The following is a 20886-nucleotide window of genomic DNA, read 5'->3' as shown; positions in this document are numbered from 1 at the left end:
GGGCCGATCGGCTAAGACTGATAGCAATACCCACTCCGTGAGGAACGCCGAGTTTCTCCGCGGGCCACATATCGAAGGGAACCACTGTGGCGATCGAACTTTTCTACGACGACGACGCTGATCTGTCGATCATCCAGGGCCGCAAGGTCGCTGTCATCGGCTACGGCAGCCAGGGACATGCGCACTCGCTGTCGCTGCGCGACTCCGGCGTGGAGGTCGCGATCGGCCTGCGCGAGGGCAGCAAGTCGCGGGAGAAGGCGGAGGAGCAGGGCCTGAAGGTGCTCACCAACGCCGAGGCCGCCGCCTGGGCCGACGTCATCATGCTGCTGGCCCCCGACACCAGCCAGGCCACCATCTTCACCGAGGACATCGAGCCCAACCTCAAGGACGGCGACGCGCTGTTCTTCGGTCACGGCCTGAACATCCACTTCGGCCTGATCAAGCCGCCGGCCAATGTCACCATCGGTATGGTCGCCCCGAAGGGTCCCGGTCACCTGGTGCGCCGTCAGTACGTCGACGGCAAGGGTGTGCCGTGTCTGATCGCCGTCGACCAGGACCCCAAGGGTGAAGGTCAGGCGCTGGCGCTGAGCTACGCCTCTGCGATCGGTGGTGGCCGTGCCGGTGTCATCAAGACCACCTTCAAGGAGGAGACCGAGACCGACCTGTTCGGTGAGCAGGCCGTGCTGTGCGGTGGTACCGAGGAATTGGTCAAGACCGGTTTCGAGGTCATGGTGGAGGCCGGCTACGCCCCGGAGATGGCCTACTTCGAGGTGCTGCACGAGCTGAAGCTGATCGTGGACCTCATGTATGAGGGTGGTATCGCCCGCATGAACTACTCGGTGTCCGACACCGCCGAGTTCGGTGGTTACCTGTCGGGTCCGCGGGTCATCGACGCCGACACCAAGGAGCGCATGCGCGCCATCCTCACCGACATCCAGGACGGTACCTTCGTCAAGCGTCTGGTCGCCAACGTCGAGGGTGGCAACAAGGAGCTGGAGGGTCTGCGGAAGGCCAATGCCGAGCACCCGATCGAGGTGACCGGTAAGAAGCTGCGTGACCTGATGAGCTGGGTGGATCGCCCGATCACCGAAACCGCCTGATCCGTAGCGCTTCTTCGGGGCTGCCCGGGTTCGCATCCATGTGGATGGGGACCCGGGCAGCCCTTTTTGCGTGGCGTCGGAGTGAACAGTGCGGATGGCGGTGTGGGCTATTTGGGTGATTCGCGTGCGCGTCTCTGTGGCGCAGCGTAGGGTCTTGCGCCTGACGAAGGAGCTGACATGGCCACACAGAGTGGGTGCCAGGCATATCCGCCATCGCCGTTCTCGGTATGCGGTGCCATCCGGGACAAATACAACCAGATGGGGGGGCCGACGAGCTTCTTGCTGTTCCCGAAGAGCGCTGAGAAGGCGAATCCCGGGAACACAGGAAAGAGGTCCGATTTCTTCGGTGGCAGCATCTACTGGTCTGCCGCGTCAGGGGCTCACCCTGTGGCTCACGACTTCCTCACCAAGTACGGGGATCACAGCTATGAGCAGGGGTTCTTGCGGTATCCGACGACGGACGAGATCGTCCTGGATGACGGTGTCAGTCGTCGACAGGAGTTCCAGGGTGGCCGAATCTACTGGAACCCGGTGACATGGGCGCACAGTATCGGGGGTGAGATCCTCGACAAGTGGCTGGCGCTCGGAGGTGAGACGGGTACGCTCGGCTTTCCGACCTCGGATGAAACCAGGACGCCGGACGGTGTAGGTCGGTTCAACACATTCCAGAATGGTTCAATCTATTGGTCGCCCGACACCGGTGCGCACGCGGTGTTCGGGCCGATCGAGTGGTTCTGGGCATTGGCGGGGCGTGAAGCGGGTGTTTATGGGTATCCGATCGACGAACCGACCTACGACGGCGACGATGTGTCGCAGGACTTCGAGAAGGGCCAGATTGTCCTGTGGGATGGCCAGTTGGGTGGTGTGCACCAGGTCGACTACGCCGACGACGAAATCGGTGACGACGACACCTGGGTCTTTCCTGAGTATCCTGAATACCCACGACCCCGACGTGAGGATGAGGACTTTGCCGATCTGTGGGCAAAATGGAACACGATCGAGGATCCTTCTGGGGATCAGAAGGAGGACAACCGTAACGCGGCGGCTGCAGTTGATGGGGGGATGATTGCCGTAGGAGGATTGGATAATGCTCGGTATCTTTGGAAGAGGCTGTACCAGCATCCGGGCATTGATGTGACTTTGGATGCCAGTACAGTAAATGACTGGATGAATGAGACAAGTCCGCATGATTCCCAGTTTCCTACCCCAGTGGAAGTGCGAGCAAAGAATCGGGACAACACGGTGGCTGTTGCGATCCGGATGGCTGATATGCAGAATCGTCCGTTCAATGCGATCCTCATGTCCGTCAACCGGAAGAACAAACTTTCATGGGAAACTGTCACCGGAGCGAAGGACGACTATTATTTCTCCTTGGGTCATCATTCGATGTCGGTGATTGTGAAGCCCGGGACTGTGGGGAATCATCCCGTCCGGCTTGCGCAGCAAGCGCACATCTACGATATCTACGACTACAGCGAAAACAACAATGGTGATGGCTATGGGGACGTTGCGGCCGCCGTTGCGGTGGAGGGATTCAAGCTCGGCATCATCAAGTGGTTCCAGGTATTTGGGCACGGTAGCCAAATCAAATGGGAAGGTCTTCGTTGATCGACTGATCGCTGGGGTCTATGTTCCAGCGTATAGAAAGATGAGTCGGGTCTCATCGTGGTTACGTGCAAGGACCAATGCTGTTTCGCTGATACCCAGCGAGTCTTCGGGAGTTCTGCCGGGCCATCGGGCGATGCGCACCGTGGTTCCGGGCGGGCAAACTAGCCCTATCCAGTCGAGGTCGTGCGTCTCCCAAGGGAGCGTCGCTTTGTCGCAATCAGTCTCTTTGAATTCTGCCAGACTGTCCGAGACCGACCCGCTTTGTAGATTCCTGTAGCTACTCGCAGGACCGTTGTAACGAATGGCGTACCGAGCAGTTCCGGCCATCGCGGGTGGCCATTTTCGGCCGCGTACGAAGTGGAAACCGGGAGGGATGGATGTGTTAGCCAGCATTTCCCTTGCTGCATCGGCGTCGAGGTTAACCTGGCTTGGTGGGTCCCAGAACTCCTCCCATGCTTGGCATCCAATAAGTATTATCCCGGCGATCACTGCGGTGGCGACTGCGAAAGGCACAATTTTCCTGGGCCATGTGATGGAACTCATTGCCCTTATTTACCTGATTCAGTCAGGTTATGCAACGATGCTGATGGGAAATGCTATGGCAGATCTCGTATCTCAATGGTGGCGATGCACTGTTCTTCGGTCAATTCGGCCTGATCAAGCCGCCGGCGAATGTGACCATCGGTATGGTCGCGCCGAAGGGCCCCGGTCACCTGGTGCGTCGTCAGTATGTCGACGGCAAGGGTGTGCCGTGTCTGATCGCCGTCGATCAGGATCCCAAGGGTGAGGGTCAGGCGCTGGCGCTGAGCTACGCCTCCGCGATCGGTGGTGGCCGTGCCGGTGTCATCAAGACCACCTTCAAGGAGGAGACCGAGACCGACCTGTTCGGTGAGCAGGCCGTGCTGTGCGGTGGTACCGAGGAATTGGTCAAGACCGGTTTCGAGGTCATGGTGGAGGCCGGCTACGCCCCGGAGATGGCCTACTTCGAGGTGCTGCACGAGCTGAAGCTGATCGTGGACCTCATGTATGAGGGTGGTATCGCCCGCATGAACTACTCGGTGTCCGACACCGCCGAGTTCGGTGGTTACCTGTCGGGTCCGCGGGTCATCGACGCCGACACCAAGGAGCGCATGCGCGCCATCCATTCCAGGCGGCCTTTCGGCTCGCACATCGTCGGCCCCGCGTCCGCCGGACGCGGGGCCGGCTGCGTTATGGGCACCTGAATCAGGCATCACCTCGCGGTGTGGATCGGCCCGGTTGATATCTTGACGGATACGGTCAACGTCGACAGGGGGCCTGGTGAGTCCGAAGCAGCGGCCGGTGTTCTTCGTCTCCGACAGCACCGGTATCACGGCGGAGACACTGGGTAACGCGCTGCTCGTGCAGTTCCCGGATTTCGAGTTCGAACGGCACGTCCTGCCGTTCACCGACTCGGTGGAGGCGGCCCGGCGCGCCGTCGGCATCATCCGTGCGGCCGCCGCCGGGTCGGCGGTGAAGCCGATCGTGTTCGTCACCGTCCGTGCCGCCGGTGTGGCCGAAGAGTTCCAGGACGCACCGGGGGAGATCATCGACCTTCTCGGTCCGCACCTCACGCACCTCGAGGAAGCCCTGGACGCCACCCGCACCGGGGATGCCACCGAGTATCACCGCGTCGGCGACCTCGCCCGCTACCACGACCGTATCGACGCGGTGGAGTACACCTTCGCCCACGACGACGCACAGTCCCTGCGGCATGTCGACCGGGCCGACCTGATCATCGTCGCGCCCTCACGCTGTGGCAAGACGCCCACCGCGATGTATCTGGCCCTGCAGTACGGTCTGCGGGTGGCCAATTATCCACTCACCGACGACGACCGCCCGGGTGTCCTGCCCGAGGCCATCAAGCCGTATCGGGATCGGCTGTTCGGGCTGACCACCACACCGCAACGACTCAGTCAGGTACGCGGTGAACGCCGGCCGGGCAGCGGTTACGCCAGCCTCGCACGCTGCCGCACCGAGCTGCGGGACGCCGAAACCCTCTATCGGGACAACGGGATTCCGTTCATAAACTCCCACGCCATGAGCGTGGAAGAGATGGCCAGTGTCATTCTCACAACGATGAATCTGCGCCACCGCTGACAGGTCACGCACACCACCCGAAAGGCTTTTCGATGTCGACGATTCTCTGGTTCACCGAAATCGGCATGTCCGATGTTCCGCAGGTCGGAGGTAAGAACGCCTCACTCGGAGAGATGGTTGTCAACCTCGCCGACGCCGGTGTCCGGGTCCCCGGCGGTTTCGCCACCACGGCCGACGCGTACCGGGATTTCCTCGCCCACGGTGGCCTGGATGCGACAATCCGGGGCATCCTCGACGGTCTTGACGTCGAAGACGTCACCGAACTGGCCAAACGCGGTGAGCAGATCCGCAGGCTCATCCTCGATCATCCGTTCCCCGAGAAACTCGAGCACGAAATCCGCGCCGCATACGACAAGCTGGTGGCCGCCGACATCCACCCCGACGAGGTGACGTGGGCGGTCCGGTCGAGCGCCACCGCCGAGGACCTGCCCGACGCGTCGTTCGCCGGTCAGCAGGAAACCTACCTCAACATCGGTGGCATCGAGAACATCCTCGAAGCGGTCAAGTCGGTGTTCGCCTCGCTGTACAACGATCGCGCCATCGCCTACCGCGTCCACAACGGCTTCATCCACGACGAGGTAGCCCTGTCTGCGGGTGTGCAGCGGATGGTCCGCACCGACATCGGGGCCTCAGGTGTCATGTTCACCGTCGATACCGAATCCGGATTCGAACGTGCCGTCTTCATCACCGCCGCATACGGTCTCGGTGAGGCCGTGGTGCAGGGTGCGGTGAACCCGGACGAGTTCTACGTGTACAAACCCGCCATCGAGGAGGGCAAGAGCGGGCGTGACGCCATCCTGTCGCGCACCGTCGGCGAGAAGGCGGTGGCGATGCGCTACGCGGAGGGCACCGGCATCGACTCGGCCACCCGCTGGGAGGACGTCGACGCCCAGGCACGGCTGCGGTTCTCCATCGACGACGACGAGGTCACCGAACTCGCCCGGCACGCCATCGCCATCGAGAAGCACTACGGCAGGCCGATGGATATCGAATGGGGCCGCGACGGCCTCGACGGCAAGCTCTACATCCTGCAGGCCCGCCCCGAAACCGTGGTCTCCCGCCGCGGTGAGGACGGACAGTCGTTGTCGCGCTTCGAGATCGACCGCTCCGCCGCCGATGCCACCGACGTGCTCGTCGAAGGCCGCTCCATCGGGCAGAAGATCGGGTCCGGCCCGGTACGTGTTTTGCGCTCGATCAAGGAGATGGACCGGGTGCAGCCCGGCGACGTGCTGGTCGCGGCCATCACCGACCCGGACTGGGAGCCGGTGATGAAGCGTGCCGCCGCGATCATCACCGAGCGCGGTGGACGCACTTGCCACGCGGCGATCATCGCTCGCGAGCTGGGTGTGCCCGCGATCGTCGGTACCGGTGACGCCACCACCGCGCTCACCGACGGCCAGGATGTCACCGTGTCGTGCGCCGAGGGCGACACCGGCCGTGTGTACCGGGGGCTGGTGCCGTTCGAGGAGAAGCGCACGTCGCTCGACGAGATGCCGGAGATCCCGGTGAAGCTGATGATGAACGTCGCCACCCCGGATCAGGCGTTCGCGTTCGCCGCACTGCCCAACAGCGGGGTGGGTCTGGCGCGGATGGAATTCATCATCAACCGGCAGATCGGGGTGCACCCGAAGGCGCTTATTCACCGCGATGAGCTGGCGCCGGAGCTACAGGCGCAGGTCGACCAGACCACCGCCGCCTACTCGTCGCCCACCGAGTTCTTCATCCGGCGCGTCGCCGAAGGTGTGTCGACGATCGCCGCCGCGTTCGACCCGAAACCGGTGATCGTACGGCTGTCGGACTTCAAGTCCAACGAATACGCCAACCTCCTCGCCGGCGATATCTACGAACCCGACGAAGAGAACCCGATGATCGGCTACCGCGGCGCGGCCCGCTATGTCTCCGCGGATTTCCGGGATTGTTTCGCCCTCGAATGTGAGGCGCTGCGCCGGGTCCGGGACGACATGGGCCTGCGCAACGTGAAGATCATGATTCCGTTCGTGCGGACCGTCGACGAACTCGACCAGGTGCTGGAGATCATGGCCTCACACGGCCTGCGCCGCGGCGAGAACGGCCTGCAGATCGTCATGATGTGCGAAGTTCCGGTGAACTACCTGCTCGCCGACGAATTCCTCGACCGCGTCGACGGCTTCTCCATCGGCTCCAACGACATGACCCAGCTGATCCTCGGCGTCGACCGCGACTCGGGCCTGGTCGCCCACGACTTCGACGAACGCAATCCGGCGGTCCTCAAGGTGCTGGGCTCGGTCATCGAAACCTGTGTCCGCCGGGGCAAATACGTCGGCATTTGCGGCCAGGGCCCGTCCGACCACCCGGACCTCGCGGCCTGGTTGGTACAGCAGGGCATCGAGTCGATGTCCTTGACCCCCGACACCGTCGTGCAGACCTGGCTGTCGCTGGCCGGCGCCCAATAGCGAACCACCTCCGGCATACTCGCCACCCGACACACCCCCGCGTCCCGGACGCGGGGGTGTGTTCGTGTGTGCCTGTGGACAACGTGGTGGACCATACCCCGTAGTGTGTCCTACTCTGTCGGCCACTTGCCTCGCACCTGAGGCAGGGGGACACATCACAGTCGTTGTGGACAAGGGGGATTCATGGGGGTACTGGTCAATCCGGCCATCCTGCGGCAGTACGCCGAAACTGTGGATGCGACAGCATCATCGATCAAGAACACCACGATCCCGGACAGGATGAAGGAACTGAGCGGGCTGTTACCGGGTTCGAGGACGGCGTTCATGGCCTCGGGCGGGATGTCCGAGATTCAACGGGTGGCGAAAAAGGTTGCCGTGCAGTACGAAGCGATGGCCGGTGCCGTACGCAACGCGGCCGGCGAATACGAGGCAACCGACGAGGAACTGTCGGCCGCGCTCGACAAGATCGAGCCGAAGTCGTGATCCCCGCACGCAGCGTGCTCGCGACCTGGCGGACAACCGAACTCGCCGAGCTCGGTGAATCGTTTCGTACGGACGGCAATGCGGTCTGCACGGCCGGCGACAAAGTCGGGCAGCAGATCGCCTCCCTGAAGCACTGGTCGGCCTGGGGTGGTGATTCTCAGCCCGCCGCGGCGAGTGCTGCCGATCGCGTCGGCTTCTTCGCCGATTGCCTCGGCTGCATCGGGACAAGCATTGCGCAGAGCTTCGACGTGTACGGCACTCTTGTCGCATCCGAGCGCACCAAGATCGATCAGCTGGTGGGAGTGATCGAGAAAGGAAGCCTGTACGTCACCGACGAGTGGCAGGTACTGGTCCGGGTGGAGAAGATGACACCAGATATGGCGAAACTGATGGCGCTCGCAGCCCAGGGATTTCAGGACCAGTTGAATTCCCATCTGCGCAATTTGGGTAACGCGGACAATGAGTTCGCAGCGGCGGTGCGTCGGAATACCAACAGTTCCTGGCTAGGTATCAACCTTTCGGAAGAGATGGACCAACCCGGCAGTCCGAAGAATGTCACGGGTGCACCATACGATGAAGGAGAGCGGGAGAAACAGCAGCAAGCACTGGAAAAACATATGTTCGGGACCGTTGTCGGCAAGAAAATTTCCCATGACGGTGACAAGGTGATCACCGAGCTACAAATGCTCGATGGTAGTCGTCAAGTACACACCTCTGCGGACAATGGTAACCGTCCAGTGTCGTTTGATCTGTACGATCCGAAGGGCGCGTTGGTCTCACACTCGGTCAAACAGGACGATGGAACAGTGATCACGACCTTGCAGCGGGAAGGGAAATCGCCGATCACTGTCACGAAGAGGCCGGGTAAGGATGCAGTCGCCAGTGTGGACGGCAAGAACCTCGTCGTCTCCGAGGTCAACGACTTATGGGATTCCGCGAAATCGACTTTCATGTCGGGGACTCCGCACATTGACCAGTATGCGGATTCATTGAGAAAAGGAAGTACTCCATTTCTTGATGCCAGGAGGGTCGGGCGTTTGGCGCTAGGTGCTGATATGGCCAGTGCCACAATCACAGTGCTGTCGACCGCATACTACGTTGCTACGGCAGATAATTACTACGAAGCATGTGAAGCCGGACTCAGGGGAACAGGTGGTGGGATCGGATCCGTACTGGCCAATATGGTAATGCCGGATGGCTGGACTGCGTTTGCGAAATCAATGGTAGGTGGAACGGTAGGAAGCTACCTCGGCGGGAAGATGGCGCCGTGGGTGTGTACCCGTTGAAAGGCGGATCATTGTCGGAGGGATTGCCTTGTGAGTATTTTCGTGTCATACATCAAATGGCCCAAATGCCGGACTCTCGTGCCCAAGTTCTGGCCGTAGTGAACGAACTTGCCGATTGCACTCTCGCCGCTGAGATTGTTCCCCTGCCCAAGCAGTGGAGATCGGACGACTACCTGCTTTTCTGGCTTGATCCGCGTGTCGCTGAGGCGGAAGCGGAACGGCGAACCAGAAGGGCGATCAGCCGGTGGTATGACCAGCATTGCGGGTGGCGCACCGGGCGTATACCCGTGTCAGAGACCGAAAGTATTGGTGCGGACGTGCGCGAGTCACTCAAAGGTGAATTAGAGGTGTTCAGGAGCCGGCTGCTCCAAGAGTATCGAACCGGAGGTACTGTGACTGAATTTTCTCCCGACGAAATGGCGCTGGTCGAGAGGTGGTTGTGATGGATGTTCCTGTGCCGGAGAACTGGGACAGATACTTTCGCGGACTCGTGGTCACGCAGATTATTGTCTTGCTAATTCTGCTGACATTTTTCGTCGTCTGCTGTCTTTATGGGGGCATAGCGCAAGTGGCTATGGGGAGCCTATTCTTCTTTCCGTTCTTGTTCTTGGCTGCGACGAGTTGGCGGGCTCAGGTGCTGGTTGTCAAGCGTCGGGCACGAGAAGGCAGTGTACGTATCATCGACAGATCCTTGTCGATACCAGTGGATCAACCATTGTGGGACCTTTATGTGATAGCGGTGATATCGTTTATTATCTCCTTGGTGGCAGTGGTGATCCTTCAATTATGTGGCTACGGGTCTGATGAATCGAAATGGTATAGTACGGGAATTATTTGTGCTGTCGGCGTAATAATTGAACGTGTCCTGGTTATCGGGCGTGGTTCCCGCGATGTACTGGTGCTTTCGGCGCATGGAGTTGTGGCGCGGTCACTCGACGGTAAACCGGTCCACATCAGATGGGGTCAGGTCAACGAGATCGTGCCGTGCCGGCGCACGCGGGGATCGACGAAGGTGGCTGTCGGAAAAGGGCCGTCGGCGATGACGTTTGACGTGTCCCACCTGGCGACCGGGTCGCCCACCGCGTTCTGGCTCCTCGACTTCTACGCGCGACACCCGTCACTGCGTGACGAACTCGGTGACGTGAGAGTGCTGCGCCGGATCAGGGACGGGTCACTCGTCGAAAGCACTCGCCGCCACGTGTGAGGCCATAGCCCCCACCGATAGACCTGCCGTGCCTATCTGCCGCAGGCTATCGATGGGGTTGATGGCATCATCAGATGGTCTTGAAGCCCTTGTATGCGGGTATGGATGCGACCCGCTTGAGGATGGGGCCGATATTGGTGCCGGTCTCGGTGCCGATGCAGCCGAAGGTGTAGTAGGCGTTGACCATTCCTGCGAGCTTGTCGCCGACGACGACGGGGGAACCGGAATCGCCTTCCACAATGCACATCTGGCTGTAGTGCTCGTGGCCCTGGGAGAACCAGGCGATGCCGCAGGTGTTGCCGGTGGTCCGGCCCTGTTTGCAGGCGATGGTCGGGAACGACAGCGGCCGGGTGTCGACACCGTTGATGGTCACGCCCGCAACCTTGCGCAGCGGGGTGACCATCTTCTGGTCGAACTCGATGATGGCGAGGTCGAGGTCATCGAAGGAGCGGGTGACGATGCCGGCGATGCCCCGGTCGGTGTACTTCTCCGACAGCACGTACTGCCCGCGTTCACCGCAGTGACCGGCCGTGAATCCGATCAGCTTGTTGGTCTTGGTGCGGCCGATCGTGGTCAGGGTGCAGGACGAGGCCATGTCCTTGCTCTTCATCACATAGATGCCCGACCCCCCGCCGAGGGGGATCTTCGCCGGTGCCGCGCTCGCCGGGCCTGCCCCCCAACCTGCCAGCACCATCGTGGCCAGCACAGCCACCAGTGCCGTCAGTCTCTGCACCATTCGCGCTCCCGCTTCGTCTTCAGTGCGCACCACCGACCGTCGGCAGTGGTTCTCCCGGAGTTCATGATGCCCGGTACCGGGCCAATAGGGTCCCGATCGGGTCCGTTTGGTTCCGTCGTGGTCCGTTCGGCGCGATCGGGTCCGAAAAGTCCCAATCGTGCACAGACCATACGGCATGTAACACCGACCACAATGTACACACCGATGTGTTCAGCCTCTACGTGTGGCAGATCCGCTGGTCCCGTACATTCCGGCGACCTCTAAGCTAGCGGGTGCGCACGTACCGTTTCCGCCGGTCGGCACCATGGTGTCGGGTGGATCCCAAACCGAAATACTGGAGAAGAGAACTGTGACCTCTGCAGGACGTCCGGTCGTCTTGATCGCTGACAAACTGGCCCCCTCGACCGTCGAGGCTCTCGGCGACGGTGTAGAGGTCCGCTGGGTAGACGGCCCCGACCGTCCCAAGCTGCTGGAGGCCGTCGTCGACGCCGACGCGATCCTCGTCAGGTCGGCCACCACCGTCGACGCGGAGGTGCTTGAGGCAGGCAAGAACCTCAAGATCATCGCCCGCGCCGGGGTCGGCCTGGACAACGTCGACGTCCCCGCGGCCACCGAGCGCGGCGTCATGGTCGTCAACGCGCCCACCTCCAACATTCACACCGCCGCCGAGCACGCGATCGCGCTGCTGATGGCCGCCTCGCGGCAGATCCCCGCAGCCGACGCGACCCTGCGCGAGCACACCTGGAAGCGGTCCTCGTTCAACGGCGTCGAAATCTTCGACAAGACCGTCGGCGTGGTGGGCCTGGGCCGGATCGGCCAGCTCGTCGCCGCCCGCCTGGCCGCGTTCGAAACCCACATCATCGCCTACGACCCCTACGTGTCGGCCGCCCGCGCCGCACAACTCGGCATCGAACTGGTCAGCCTCGACGAGCTGCTCGAGCGCGCCGACTTCATCACCGTGCACCTGCCCAAGACCCCTGAGACCCTCGGCCTGATCGGTGCCGAGCAGCTGGCCCGCACGAAGAAGGGTGTGGTCATCGTCAACGCCGCCCGCGGCGGACTGATCGACGAGCAGGCTCTGGCCGACGCCATCAACTCCGGCCAGGTCCGCGGCGCCGGCCTGGACGTGTTCAACACCGAACCGTGCACCGATTCGCCGCTGTTCGACCTGCCGCAGGTCGTGGTGACCCCGCACCTGGGTGCCTCCACCAGCGAAGCGCAGGACCGGGCCGGCACCGACGTCGCCAAGAGCGTGCGCCTGGCCCTGGCCGGCCACTTCGTGCCCGACGCGGTCAATATCACCGGCGGTGCCGTCGATGAAGAGGTCGCCCCCTGGCTGGAGGTGGCACGCAAGCTCGGCGTGCTCATCGGCGCCATCACCACCGATGTGCCGACGTCGCTCAACGTCGAGGTGCTCGGCGAACTGGCCGCCGGCAATGTCGACGTGCTGGGCCTGTCGGCGCTGCGTGGCCTGTTCTCCGCGGTGCTCGACGAGCCGATCACCTTCGTCAATGCGCCCGCGGTCGCGCAGGCGCGCGGCGTGACCAGCGAGGTCACCACCGCCACCGAGAGCCCCAACCACCGCAGCGTCGTCGACGTCAAGGCGGTGTTCGCCGACGGCTCGGTCGCCAACGTGTCGGGCACGCTCACCGAGCCGCGTCTGGTGCAGAAGATCGTCAACATCAACGGCCGGAACATCGACCTGCGGGCCGAGGGCCTGAACCTGATCGTCAGCTACTCCGATCAGCCCGGCTCGCTGGGCAAGGTCGGCACCCTGCTGGGCAACGCAGGTGTCGACATCCTCGCAGCCGCGCTGTCGCAGGACGTCGAGGGCGACGGCGCCACCCTGATCCTGCGCGTCGACCGTGAACTCGGCGACGACTTGGTCGCCGAGATCCGCGACGCCGTGGACGCCACCCTGATCGAACAGGTGGATCTGGCATGAAACTGGCAGTGATCGCCGGCGACGGCATCGGACCCGAGGTCATCGACCAGGCGCTGCGGGTGGCCCGCAAGCTCGAACCGGAGCTGACCACCACCGACTACGATTTCGGTGCGCGGCGTTACCATGCCACCGGCGAGCTGCTCACCGACGCCGACCTGGCCTCGCTGCGCGAGCACGACGCGATCCTGCTCGGCGCGATCGGCGACCCGTCGGTGCCGTCGGGTGTGCTCGAACGCGGCTTCCTACTGAAGTTGCGGTTCGCGATGGACCACCACGTCAACCTGCGCCCGTCGATCCTGTTCGACGGTGTGCAGTCGCCGCTGGCCGGTAACCCGAAGATCGACTTCGTCGTCGTCCGCGAGGGCACCGAGGGTCCGTACACCGGTAACGGTGGCGCGATCCGCGTCGGGACCCCGCACGAGGTGGCCACCGAGGTCAGCGTCAACACCCGCTTCGGCATCGAGCGCGTGGTGCGCGATGCGTTCGCGCGGGCGCAGGCGCGTGGCAAGAAGCTGACGCTGGTGCACAAGAACAATGTGCTCACCTTCGCCGGGTCGATGTGGGCGCGGACCGTGGCGGAGGTGGGCGTAGAGTTCCCCGACGTCACCACCGACTACTGCCACGTCGACGCCGCCACCATCTACCTGGTCACCGACCCGTCGCGGTTCGACGTGATCGTCACCGACAATCTGTTCGGCGACATCATCACCGACCTCGCCGCCGCGGTGACCGGTGGTATCGGGCTGGCGGCATCGGGCAACATCGACGCCACCGGCACCAACCCGTCGATGTTCGAGCCGGTGCACGGCAGCGCACCCGACATCGCCGGCCAGGGCAAGGCCGATCCGACGGCCGCCATCCTGTCGTTGGCGCTGCTGTTCCGTCATCTCGGCCGCGACACCGACGCCGCCCGCGTCGAGGCCGCCGTGGCCGCCGATGTGGCAGCCCGTGGCGACGAGACGCTGAGCACCGCTGAGATCGGCGACCGGATCCTCGCCCGCGTCTGACCCCGATCACGATGTCCGCGACCATCGTTGCGATGGTCGCGGGCATCGTCGTCTCAGGGGTTCGGGGTGGATCTGTCCGGTGACACACGGCTCCTATCGGTTTCGAGGTCGGAGACCGACGTGGCGTCGCGGGGGACCAGGGGGAGGGCGACCAGTGGGGCGAGCGCGGTCAGGCCGAAGGCGGCGGCGAAACCGAGGTGCGAGACCGTGGCACCGATGAGCGGTGTGGTGACGGCTGTCGCGAGATGCTGTGCGGTGTTCTGGATTCCGAGGCCGCGGCCACTCCAGCGGGGGCCGGCGTATTCGGCGATAGCCGTGAAAGCGAGCCCGTTGTCGGCGACGGATGCCACCGACGCCACCACCATGATCGCCACGGCGACAGGCGATCCGACGGCGTCGAGCAGAGCCAGCGCCCCCGTCGCGATGCCCGCGGTGATCGCGATGAGCCGGACGGGACGCATCCGCGACCCCATCACATCCGACAGCCGCCCGGCTCCGATCCGGCCCAGCGCGCCAACGATCTGCGTTGCGGTGATGAGGGTTCCCGCCGTGGCCGGGGCCCAGCCGCGGTCCACGATCAGCCACGTGGGGACGAACGTCCACAGCATCGACTGCGGAATCACCAGTGCCACGCTGACGGCGTGCACCCGCGCCAGGAAACTGCTTGCCCGGTAGGGGTTCTCCGCCGGGGTGACCGGCTGGGCGGCGCCCGTGGCGCCGGCGGGTTCTGTCCGCATCGGCGGATCCTTGATCCCGAAGACACAGCACGCCAGACCGATTGCGGTCACGACGGCCGGAACGATCAGTGCGGCACCGACTCCGTGGGCCGCGGCGATCACCGGCATGGTCAGCGCGCACAATCCCATGCCGAGCGGCTGCGCCATCTGCCGGAAACCCATCGCCGTGCCGCGCTGGTTCGCCGGGAACCAGCCGACCACGATCCGCCCGCTCGCGCCGTTCGCCGCCCCCGACGACAGCCCGCCGACGAACAGGCACGCCGCCAGCGCCGCCGTCGGTGCGTCGCCGAGCGCCGCTGCCGCCGAGGCGACGGCACCCACCAGCGTTCCCGACAGCGATACCGTCAGCACCAGCCGTTCGCCGTAGCGGTCGAGCAGCACGCCCCACGGAATGATGCCGATCATCAGTCCGATGGTCGGCACGGTGGCGATGACGGAGGCGGTGGTGAGCGAGAGTCCCTCACCGGTGTGCAGTGTCGGGATGAGATAGGGCACACCGCTGACCACGCAGGTGGTGGTCATCGCGGCGATCATCGAGCAGACGAGCATCGTCCACCGCCGGGCGTCGCTTATGTCGTCGTGCATGTGGAGCCCTCCTGACCATCTCACAGTGTCTCATTATTTGGGAACGCTGTTCCATATTCTAGTACGGCACGGGTGGCGTCTGGAGCCGGGGTGCATGGACGGAGCGGGGAGTCGGTAATCTGCTCGCATGCGTTTAGGTCGAATCGCCAGCCCCGACGGCGTCGCCTTCGTCTCCATCGAAGAAGCCGACGGCGTGTCCGTCGCCAAGGAGATCGCGGAGCACCCGTTCGGCACACCGACATTCACCGGCCGCTCGTGGCCACTGGCCGACGTGCGGCTGCTGGCACCGATCCTGGCCTCCAAGGTGATCTGCATCGGCAAGAACTACGCCGCGCACGTCGCCGAGATGGGTGGTGACGCGCCCGAGGACCCGGTCATCTTCATCAAACCCAACACCTCGATCATCGGTCCCGAGGTGCCCATCGTGCGTCCCCCGTCGTCGCAGCGCGTCGACTACGAAGGCGAGCTCGCCGTCGTCATCGGCAAGCCTTGCAAAGACGTTCCCGCGGCCAAGGCGGCGAGCGTGATTCTCGGCTACACCGTCGCCAACGACGTCACCGCCCGCGACCATCAGCAGTCCGACGGCCAATGGACCCGCGGCAAGGGCTACGACACCTTCTGCCCGCTGGGCCCCTGGATCGAAACCGACTTCGACCCGTCCGACGCCGAACTCACCACCGAACTCGACGGCGAGATCAAGCAGCGTTCGCGGGCCTCGTTGATGATCCACGGCATCGGCGAGATCGTCGAATGGATCTCCCGCGTGATGACCCTGCTGCCCGGCGATGTCATCCTCACCGGAACCCCCGAAGGCATCGGCCCGATGACCGCGGGCCAGAGGGTGTCGGTCACGGTCTCCGGCCTCGGCACACTCTCGAACCCCGTGGTGGACAAAGCATGAAGAAACCCGAGATCGCACGCATCAACGGCATCGACATCTCCTACGAGGTCTCCGGCACCGGGCCGCTGATCGTGATGGTGATGGGCACCGGCAGCCCCGGCCGGGTCTGGAAGGCCAACCAGCAGCCCGCCCTCGTCAAAGCCGGATTCCGTGTCGCGCTTTTCGACAACCGCGGCATCGCCCCGAGTTCGGAATGCCCCGGCGGATTCACCATCGGCGACATGGTCGCCGACACCGCCGGCCTCATCGAGCATCTCGGTGAAGGCCCGGCCATCGTCGTCGGCACCTCGCTCGGCGCCCACATCACCCAGGAACTCGCCCTCGCGCGGCCCGACGTGGTGCGCGGTGCCGTGATGATCGCGACCTACGGTCGCAACACCCCACTGCAGCGGGCGATCTCGGCAGGTGAGCGCGCCCTCTACGACAGCGGTATCACTCTGCCACCCGACTACGAGGCCGCCATCACCGCGCACCTCAACCTGTCCCCGCACACCCTCGACGACGACCGTTCCGCGCAGGACTGGCTCGACATCATCGGCTTCTCGCCGCAGAAGGTCACCCCCGGTGTGCGCGCCCAGTACGGCATCCACGAACACGAGGGCAACCGGCTGGCCGCTTACCGCGGCATCACGGTGCCGTCGATGGTGATCGGCTTCGCCGACGACCGCACCCTCCCGGTGAAACTCGCCAAGGAAGTCGCCGACGCCATCCCCGGCTCGCGCTACGAGGTCGTCGAGAAGGCAGGCCACTTCGGCTATCTGGAACAGCCGGAAAAGGTCAACGCCCTACTAATCGACTTCGCAAGAAGCCTCTGAAAGGTGATTCGATACCCTGATCGGCATGTCCAGTCCTGATCAGGTTCGTGTTCGTTTCTGTCCGTCGCCGACCGGTACCCCGCACGTGGGGATGGTGCGCACCGCGCTGTTCAACTTCGCGCAGGCGCGCCACGACAAGGGCACCTTCGTGTTTCGCATCGAAGACACCGACGCCGCCCGCGACAGCGAAGAGTCGTATGAGGCGATCCTCGATTCGCTGCGCTGGCTCGGCTTGCACTGGGACGAGGGCCCCGAGGTGGGCGGACCGTACGGACCGTACCGGCAGTCCGAGCGGGCCGACATTCACCTCGACGTCGTCGGCAAGCTCCTCGACGCGGGCGAGGCCTACGAGGCATTCTCGACCCCCGAGGAGGTCGAGGCGCGCCACCGTGCGGCCGGACGCGATCCGAAGCTGGGCTACGACAACTTCGACCGCGACCTCACCGACGATCAGCGCGCCGCCTACCGGGCCGAGGGGCGCGATCGGGTTGTGCGCCTGCGGATGCCCGATCGCGACATCGCCTGGGACGATCTGGTCCGCGGTACCACCACCATCAAAGCGGGCACAGTCCCAGACTTCGCGCTGACCCGGGCCAACGGCAAACCGCTGTATACGCTCGTCAACCCGGTCGACGACGCCATGATGAAGATCACACACGTGCTGCGCGGTGAGGACCTGCTCTCGTCGACGCCCCGGCAGATCGCGCTGTACGAGGCGCTGATCCGGATCGGGATCGCCGAGCGGGTACCCGAGTTCGGGCATCTGCCGTTCGTGATGGGGGAGGGCAACAAGAAGCTTTCCAAGCGCGATCCCGAATCGAACCTGCTGCACCACCGCGACCGCGGCTTTCTGCCCGAGGGCCTGCTCAACTACCTCGCGCTCCTGGGCTGGGGCTACAAGGCCGACGTCGACGTGTTCACCCTCGACGAGATGATCGAGGCCTTCGATGTGCGCGACGTGAACTCCAACCCGGCCCGCTTCGACCAGAAGAAGGCCGACGCGATCAACGCCGAACACATCCGGCGGCTGACCCCGGAGGACTTCGCCGGCCGGCTCAAGGCGTACCTCACCGGCCACGGACTGCTGCCCGCCGGCGCCGACGACGAGAAGTTCGCCGTCCTCGCAGACCTCGTGCAGACCCGGATCCAGGTGCTCGGCGACGCCTGGGGCCTGATGTCGTTCCTGTACGTGTCCGACGACGAGTTCACCGTCGACGAGAAGTCGGCGGCCAAGAATCTCGGCGCCGACGCGGCCCCCGTGCTCGACGCTGCGGTTGCTGCGCTCGAATCGGCCGACTGGACCACCGACGCCATCCAGGAGGCACTCCAGGCGGCACTGGTGGACGGGCTGGAGCTCAAACCGCGTAAGGCGTTCGGCCCGGTCCGCGTCGGGGTCACCGGTTCGGCCGTCAGCCCGCCGCTGTTCGAGTCGATGGAACTGCTGGGCCGCGACAAGACCCTCGCCCGGCTGCGCTCGGCACGCGCGAATTACGCGAAATAGTGCCCCTGACCTGGCGATTTGTAGTTTAGGGGTATACCTTTGCTATTGTTCTTCTCGGCCCTGAACGGGGCCGAGAGGGTAAACCCCTTGGGGTATGGTGTAATTGGCAACACAGCTGATTCTGGTTCAGCCATTCTAGGTTCGAGTCCTGGTACCCCAGCGAGCGATCGCTCACGACGGTGAGTGAGAGTTCAGAACTGAATATGCGGTTTCTCCCGCAGACTGTATAGTCACTGACGCTGTTCGGTTACACACTGTTACAGTCTCTCAGCGAGAGAAACACCTAGGGCCCCGTCGTCTAGCGGCCTAGGACGCCGCCCTCTCAAGGCGGTAGCGCGGGTTCGAATCCCGTCGGGGCTACAACGAGTTCGACCCTCACCGAGCAGGTGGGGGTCGAACTCTTTTTCTTGATGGCCGCTGGATGTCCCGCCCAGCTTGTCGCCCATGATGAACACAAAAGAGAAAGGGGGTGTCCACCGGCCCGGTGGACACCCCTTCCTCGGTTTCGATGCTCAGGACGCCTTGGCGATCAGCTCACGCTGCTGGTTGAACATCGACGTCAGATCGGACTCGACGCCCGATGCGGCCTCGTTGCTCGTGCTGACCAGACCGTGGTTGATCTCGATACCGACCTCCCGTTCGATGCCGAGCACCACGTGCATCACGAAGTTGACCTTGAACCCGCTCATTTCGAACGCACCGGTCACCTTGGCGGCCTTGTACTTGCCGGTGATGCCCGGTAGCGATGCCTTGGACATCGTCATCTTCGCCGTGACCGGCGTGCCGTCGTTGTCGATGGTCATGTTGAAGTTCGAGCACTTCGACACAGTGTCGTCGAACGAGTCGAGATCGGCCTTGTCGACGGGCTTGGTCAGTTCCGCTTCGTAGGTGCGCTCGGAGAACGAGGTGCTGCCGGAGTTGGAGATCTTGAGCTCCCGGGACGCCTTCTCGCTGCCGGTGTTCTTGTCCTCGGCGTTCACGATGCTGTTGCAGGCCGCGTTGTCGACCGTGATGTTGTCGTCGTCATCATCATCGTCGTTGCCCTCGGAGGTGGAGAACTCGCCGCCCACGGAACTCGGGAAACCGGACTCGGGCAGCACCAGATCTTTGGCAGCGGCCGTGGGCGGCTTCTTGCCGTCGTCGGAGTCACCGCCACCGGTGGTGAGCGCGAGAACCAGCGCGACGATGGCGACGACCACCAGTGCGGCCACGCCGAGGCCGAGCCACAACACCTTCTTGGAACCGCCGGACGGGGGAGCGGGCGGGGTTCCTGCCGGTGTCCCGTAACCGGCCTGGCCGGGCCACCCCTGCTGCGGCTGGCCGGCCTGCTGGGTCTGCCAGTTCTGCTGCGGATTCTGCGGCCACTGCTGACCGCCCGGATACTGCTGCTGCGGGTCGCCCGGCTGGTTCGGGTCGTATGGGTAGCCCAATGTCCCAGGTCCTCTCAGATATTCAGTGTTGTCACTGATCCTCGCACGAGGAGCGCACCCGGAAGGCGCAGACCGGACAAAGCGCCATCCGCCTGAATTATTGTGCGGCCGCGCAACACCGGCTATGCGTAGGGCGGGCGATACCGGCCACTGGGGATACTCGCGGCCGAACGGAGTGTTCCGGCTGTCAGGATTCCTCGTGCGCCAGGCGTTTCTGGATCGCGTCGGCGGCGGCGAGCAGGTCCGCGGCCCAGCGCGCGCCCGGGCGCCGGCCCATCCTGTCGATCGGTCCCGACACCGAGATCGCGGCGATCACCTCACCGGCGGCATCGCGCACCGGTGCCGACACGCTGGCGACGCCGGCGGCGCGTTCGCCCGCGCTCTGCGCCCAGCCGCGGCGGCGGATCTCATGCAGCGCGCGTTCTCCGAAAACGCTGTCGGCCAGCAGCGCTCGCTGCGTGGCGCCCTCCGTCCAGGCGGCCAGGACCTTGGCCGCCGAACCCGCATTCATCGGGAAGCGGGTGCCCACCGGGACGGTGTCACGCAGGCCGGTGGGCGGTTCCATCGCGGCGATACAGACTCGCTCGGTGCCCTCGCGCCGATAGATCTGCACTGATTCGCCGGTGATCTCGCGCAGCCGGGGCAGCACCATCAGCGAGGCTTCGCGGACGGGGTCGTGGGCCGAGGACGCCAGTTCGCCCAGGGCCGGTCCCGGATACCACCTGCCGGATGCGTTGCGCGCCAACAATCTGTGTGACTCCAGCCCGACGGCCAGACGGTGCGCGGTGGCGCGGGGCAGGCTGGTGCGCTCGCACAGTTCGCCGAGATTGCACGGGGCGTCGGCAACCGCCCGCAGCACGGTGACCGCCTTATCAAGGACACCGATTCCGCTGGTGACCTCGGGTGCGCTATCCTTTCCCATAGGACGATACTAGCTGTCCATATAGTGGGATATCCAAATCGGGCGGAAGTCCCGGTGATGGGCGCAGGTATCGCAA

Annotated in this window: 16 protein-coding genes, 2 tRNA genes and 1 pseudogene; 15 read left to right on the top strand and 4 right to left on the bottom strand. The window is 64.0% G+C overall.

The features are described 5' to 3' along the window. Window positions 1-86 precede the first annotated feature (86 nt). The 8 genes and pseudogenes from ilvC (GOAMR_RS02780) to GOAMR_RS24645 all read left to right on the top strand — a co-directional run bounded on the left by ilvC (GOAMR_RS02780) (window position 87) and on the right by GOAMR_RS24645 (window position 10231). A complete protein-coding gene (gene ilvC / locus GOAMR_RS02780) occupies window positions 87-1100 on the top strand; it encodes a ketol-acid reductoisomerase (protein ID WP_005182512.1) in 1014 nt (337 codons plus the stop codon). A gap of 177 nt (window positions 1101-1277) precedes the next feature. Beyond that, window positions 1278-2708 carry an LGFP repeat-containing protein gene (locus GOAMR_RS23450; protein ID WP_005182508.1) on the top strand — a complete coding sequence of 477 codons (1431 nt, stop codon included), beginning with the start codon at window positions 1278-1280 and terminating at the stop codon, window positions 2706-2708. A 614-nt stretch (window positions 2709-3322) separates the two neighbouring features. After that, window positions 3323-3850 (top strand): annotated as a pseudogene (gene ilvC, locus GOAMR_RS02770) (ketol-acid reductoisomerase); the annotation flags it as partial. A 157-nt stretch (window positions 3851-4007) separates the two neighbouring features. Continuing rightward, window positions 4008-4826, top strand: a complete 819-nt coding sequence (locus GOAMR_RS02765) for a pyruvate, water dikinase regulatory protein (protein WP_005182500.1) — start codon at window positions 4008-4010, stop codon at window positions 4824-4826. Window positions 4827-4858: 32 nt separating this feature from the next. After that, window positions 4859-7258, top strand: a complete 2400-nt coding sequence (gene ppsA, locus GOAMR_RS02760) for a phosphoenolpyruvate synthase (RefSeq protein ID WP_005182497.1) — start codon at window positions 4859-4861, stop codon at window positions 7256-7258. A gap of 183 nt (window positions 7259-7441) precedes the next feature. Then, window positions 7442-7741, top strand: a complete 300-nt coding sequence (locus tag GOAMR_RS02755; RefSeq protein ID WP_005182496.1) for a WXG100 family type VII secretion target — start codon at window positions 7442-7444, stop codon at window positions 7739-7741. Next, window positions 7738-9027 (top strand): hypothetical protein, encoded by a 1290-nt coding sequence (locus GOAMR_RS02750; protein WP_005182495.1) that lies wholly within the window; start codon window positions 7738-7740, stop codon window positions 9025-9027. The genes GOAMR_RS02755 and GOAMR_RS02750 overlap by 4 nt, the downstream gene beginning before the upstream one ends. 442 nt (window positions 9028-9469) lie before the next feature. Then, window positions 9470-10231, top strand: coding sequence for a hypothetical protein (locus tag GOAMR_RS24645; RefSeq protein WP_005182493.1), 762 nt, complete (start codon window positions 9470-9472; stop codon window positions 10229-10231). 70 nt (window positions 10232-10301) lie between these two features. Here the strand turns inward: GOAMR_RS24645 and GOAMR_RS02735 are convergent, their stop codons facing one another. Then, a complete protein-coding gene (locus GOAMR_RS02735; RefSeq protein ID WP_005182490.1) occupies window positions 10302-10967 on the bottom strand; it encodes a chymotrypsin family serine protease in 666 nt (221 codons plus the stop codon). A 349-nt stretch (window positions 10968-11316) separates the two neighbouring features. Here GOAMR_RS02735 and serA point away from each other — a divergent pair, with 349 nt between their 5' ends. After that, entirely contained in the window at window positions 11317-12912 is a 1596-nt protein-coding gene (gene serA, locus GOAMR_RS02730) for a phosphoglycerate dehydrogenase (protein ID WP_040514159.1), read from the top strand. Further along, window positions 12909-13919, top strand: coding sequence for a 3-isopropylmalate dehydrogenase (locus GOAMR_RS02725; RefSeq protein ID WP_005182485.1), 1011 nt, complete (start codon window positions 12909-12911; stop codon window positions 13917-13919). Before serA ends, GOAMR_RS02725 begins: the two co-directional genes overlap by 4 nt. 53 nt (window positions 13920-13972) lie before the next feature. On the opposite strand, the gene GOAMR_RS02720 is transcribed toward GOAMR_RS02725, so the two are convergent. Then, window positions 13973-15241, bottom strand: coding sequence for an MFS transporter (locus GOAMR_RS02720; RefSeq protein WP_005182482.1), 1269 nt, complete (start codon window positions 15239-15241; stop codon window positions 13973-13975). A gap of 127 nt (window positions 15242-15368) precedes the next feature. Here GOAMR_RS02720 and GOAMR_RS02715 point away from each other — a divergent pair, with 127 nt between their 5' ends. From GOAMR_RS02715 to GOAMR_RS02695, 5 genes are all read left to right on the top strand, one after another. Then, a complete protein-coding gene (locus tag GOAMR_RS02715) occupies window positions 15369-16142 on the top strand; it encodes a fumarylacetoacetate hydrolase family protein (RefSeq protein WP_005182480.1) in 774 nt (257 codons plus the stop codon). After that, the gene (locus tag GOAMR_RS02710; RefSeq protein ID WP_005182478.1) at window positions 16139-16957 is read left to right on the top strand and encodes an alpha/beta fold hydrolase; all 819 of its coding nucleotides are present in this window, start codon (window positions 16139-16141) and stop codon (window positions 16955-16957) included. The genes GOAMR_RS02715 and GOAMR_RS02710 overlap by 4 nt, the downstream gene beginning before the upstream one ends. Window positions 16958-16982: 25 nt before the next feature. Beyond that, complete coding sequence (gene gltX, locus GOAMR_RS02705; protein ID WP_040514158.1) at window positions 16983-18458, top strand: glutamate--tRNA ligase; 1476 nt, start codon at window positions 16983-16985, stop codon at window positions 18456-18458. A gap of 88 nt (window positions 18459-18546) precedes the next feature. Further along, window positions 18547-18618 (top strand) — tRNA-Gln (locus GOAMR_RS02700). Between the two features lie 127 nt (window positions 18619-18745). After that, window positions 18746-18818 (top strand) — tRNA-Glu (locus GOAMR_RS02695). Window positions 18819-18970: 152 nt separating this feature from the next. On the opposite strand, the gene GOAMR_RS02690 is transcribed toward GOAMR_RS02695, so the two are convergent. After that, window positions 18971-19888, bottom strand: coding sequence for a hypothetical protein (locus tag GOAMR_RS02690; protein ID WP_005182473.1), 918 nt, complete (start codon window positions 19886-19888; stop codon window positions 18971-18973). A gap of 187 nt (window positions 19889-20075) precedes the next feature. Beyond that, entirely contained in the window at window positions 20076-20810 is a 735-nt protein-coding gene (locus GOAMR_RS02680) for an IclR family transcriptional regulator (RefSeq protein ID WP_040514157.1), read from the bottom strand. Window positions 20811-20886 lie beyond the last annotated feature (76 nt).

It is taken from the genome of Gordonia amarae NBRC 15530, assembly GCF_000241345.1.
Taxonomy (GTDB): domain Bacteria; phylum Actinomycetota; class Actinomycetes; order Mycobacteriales; family Mycobacteriaceae; genus Gordonia; species Gordonia amarae.
This window is presented reverse-complemented; position numbering and strand designations above follow the sequence as displayed.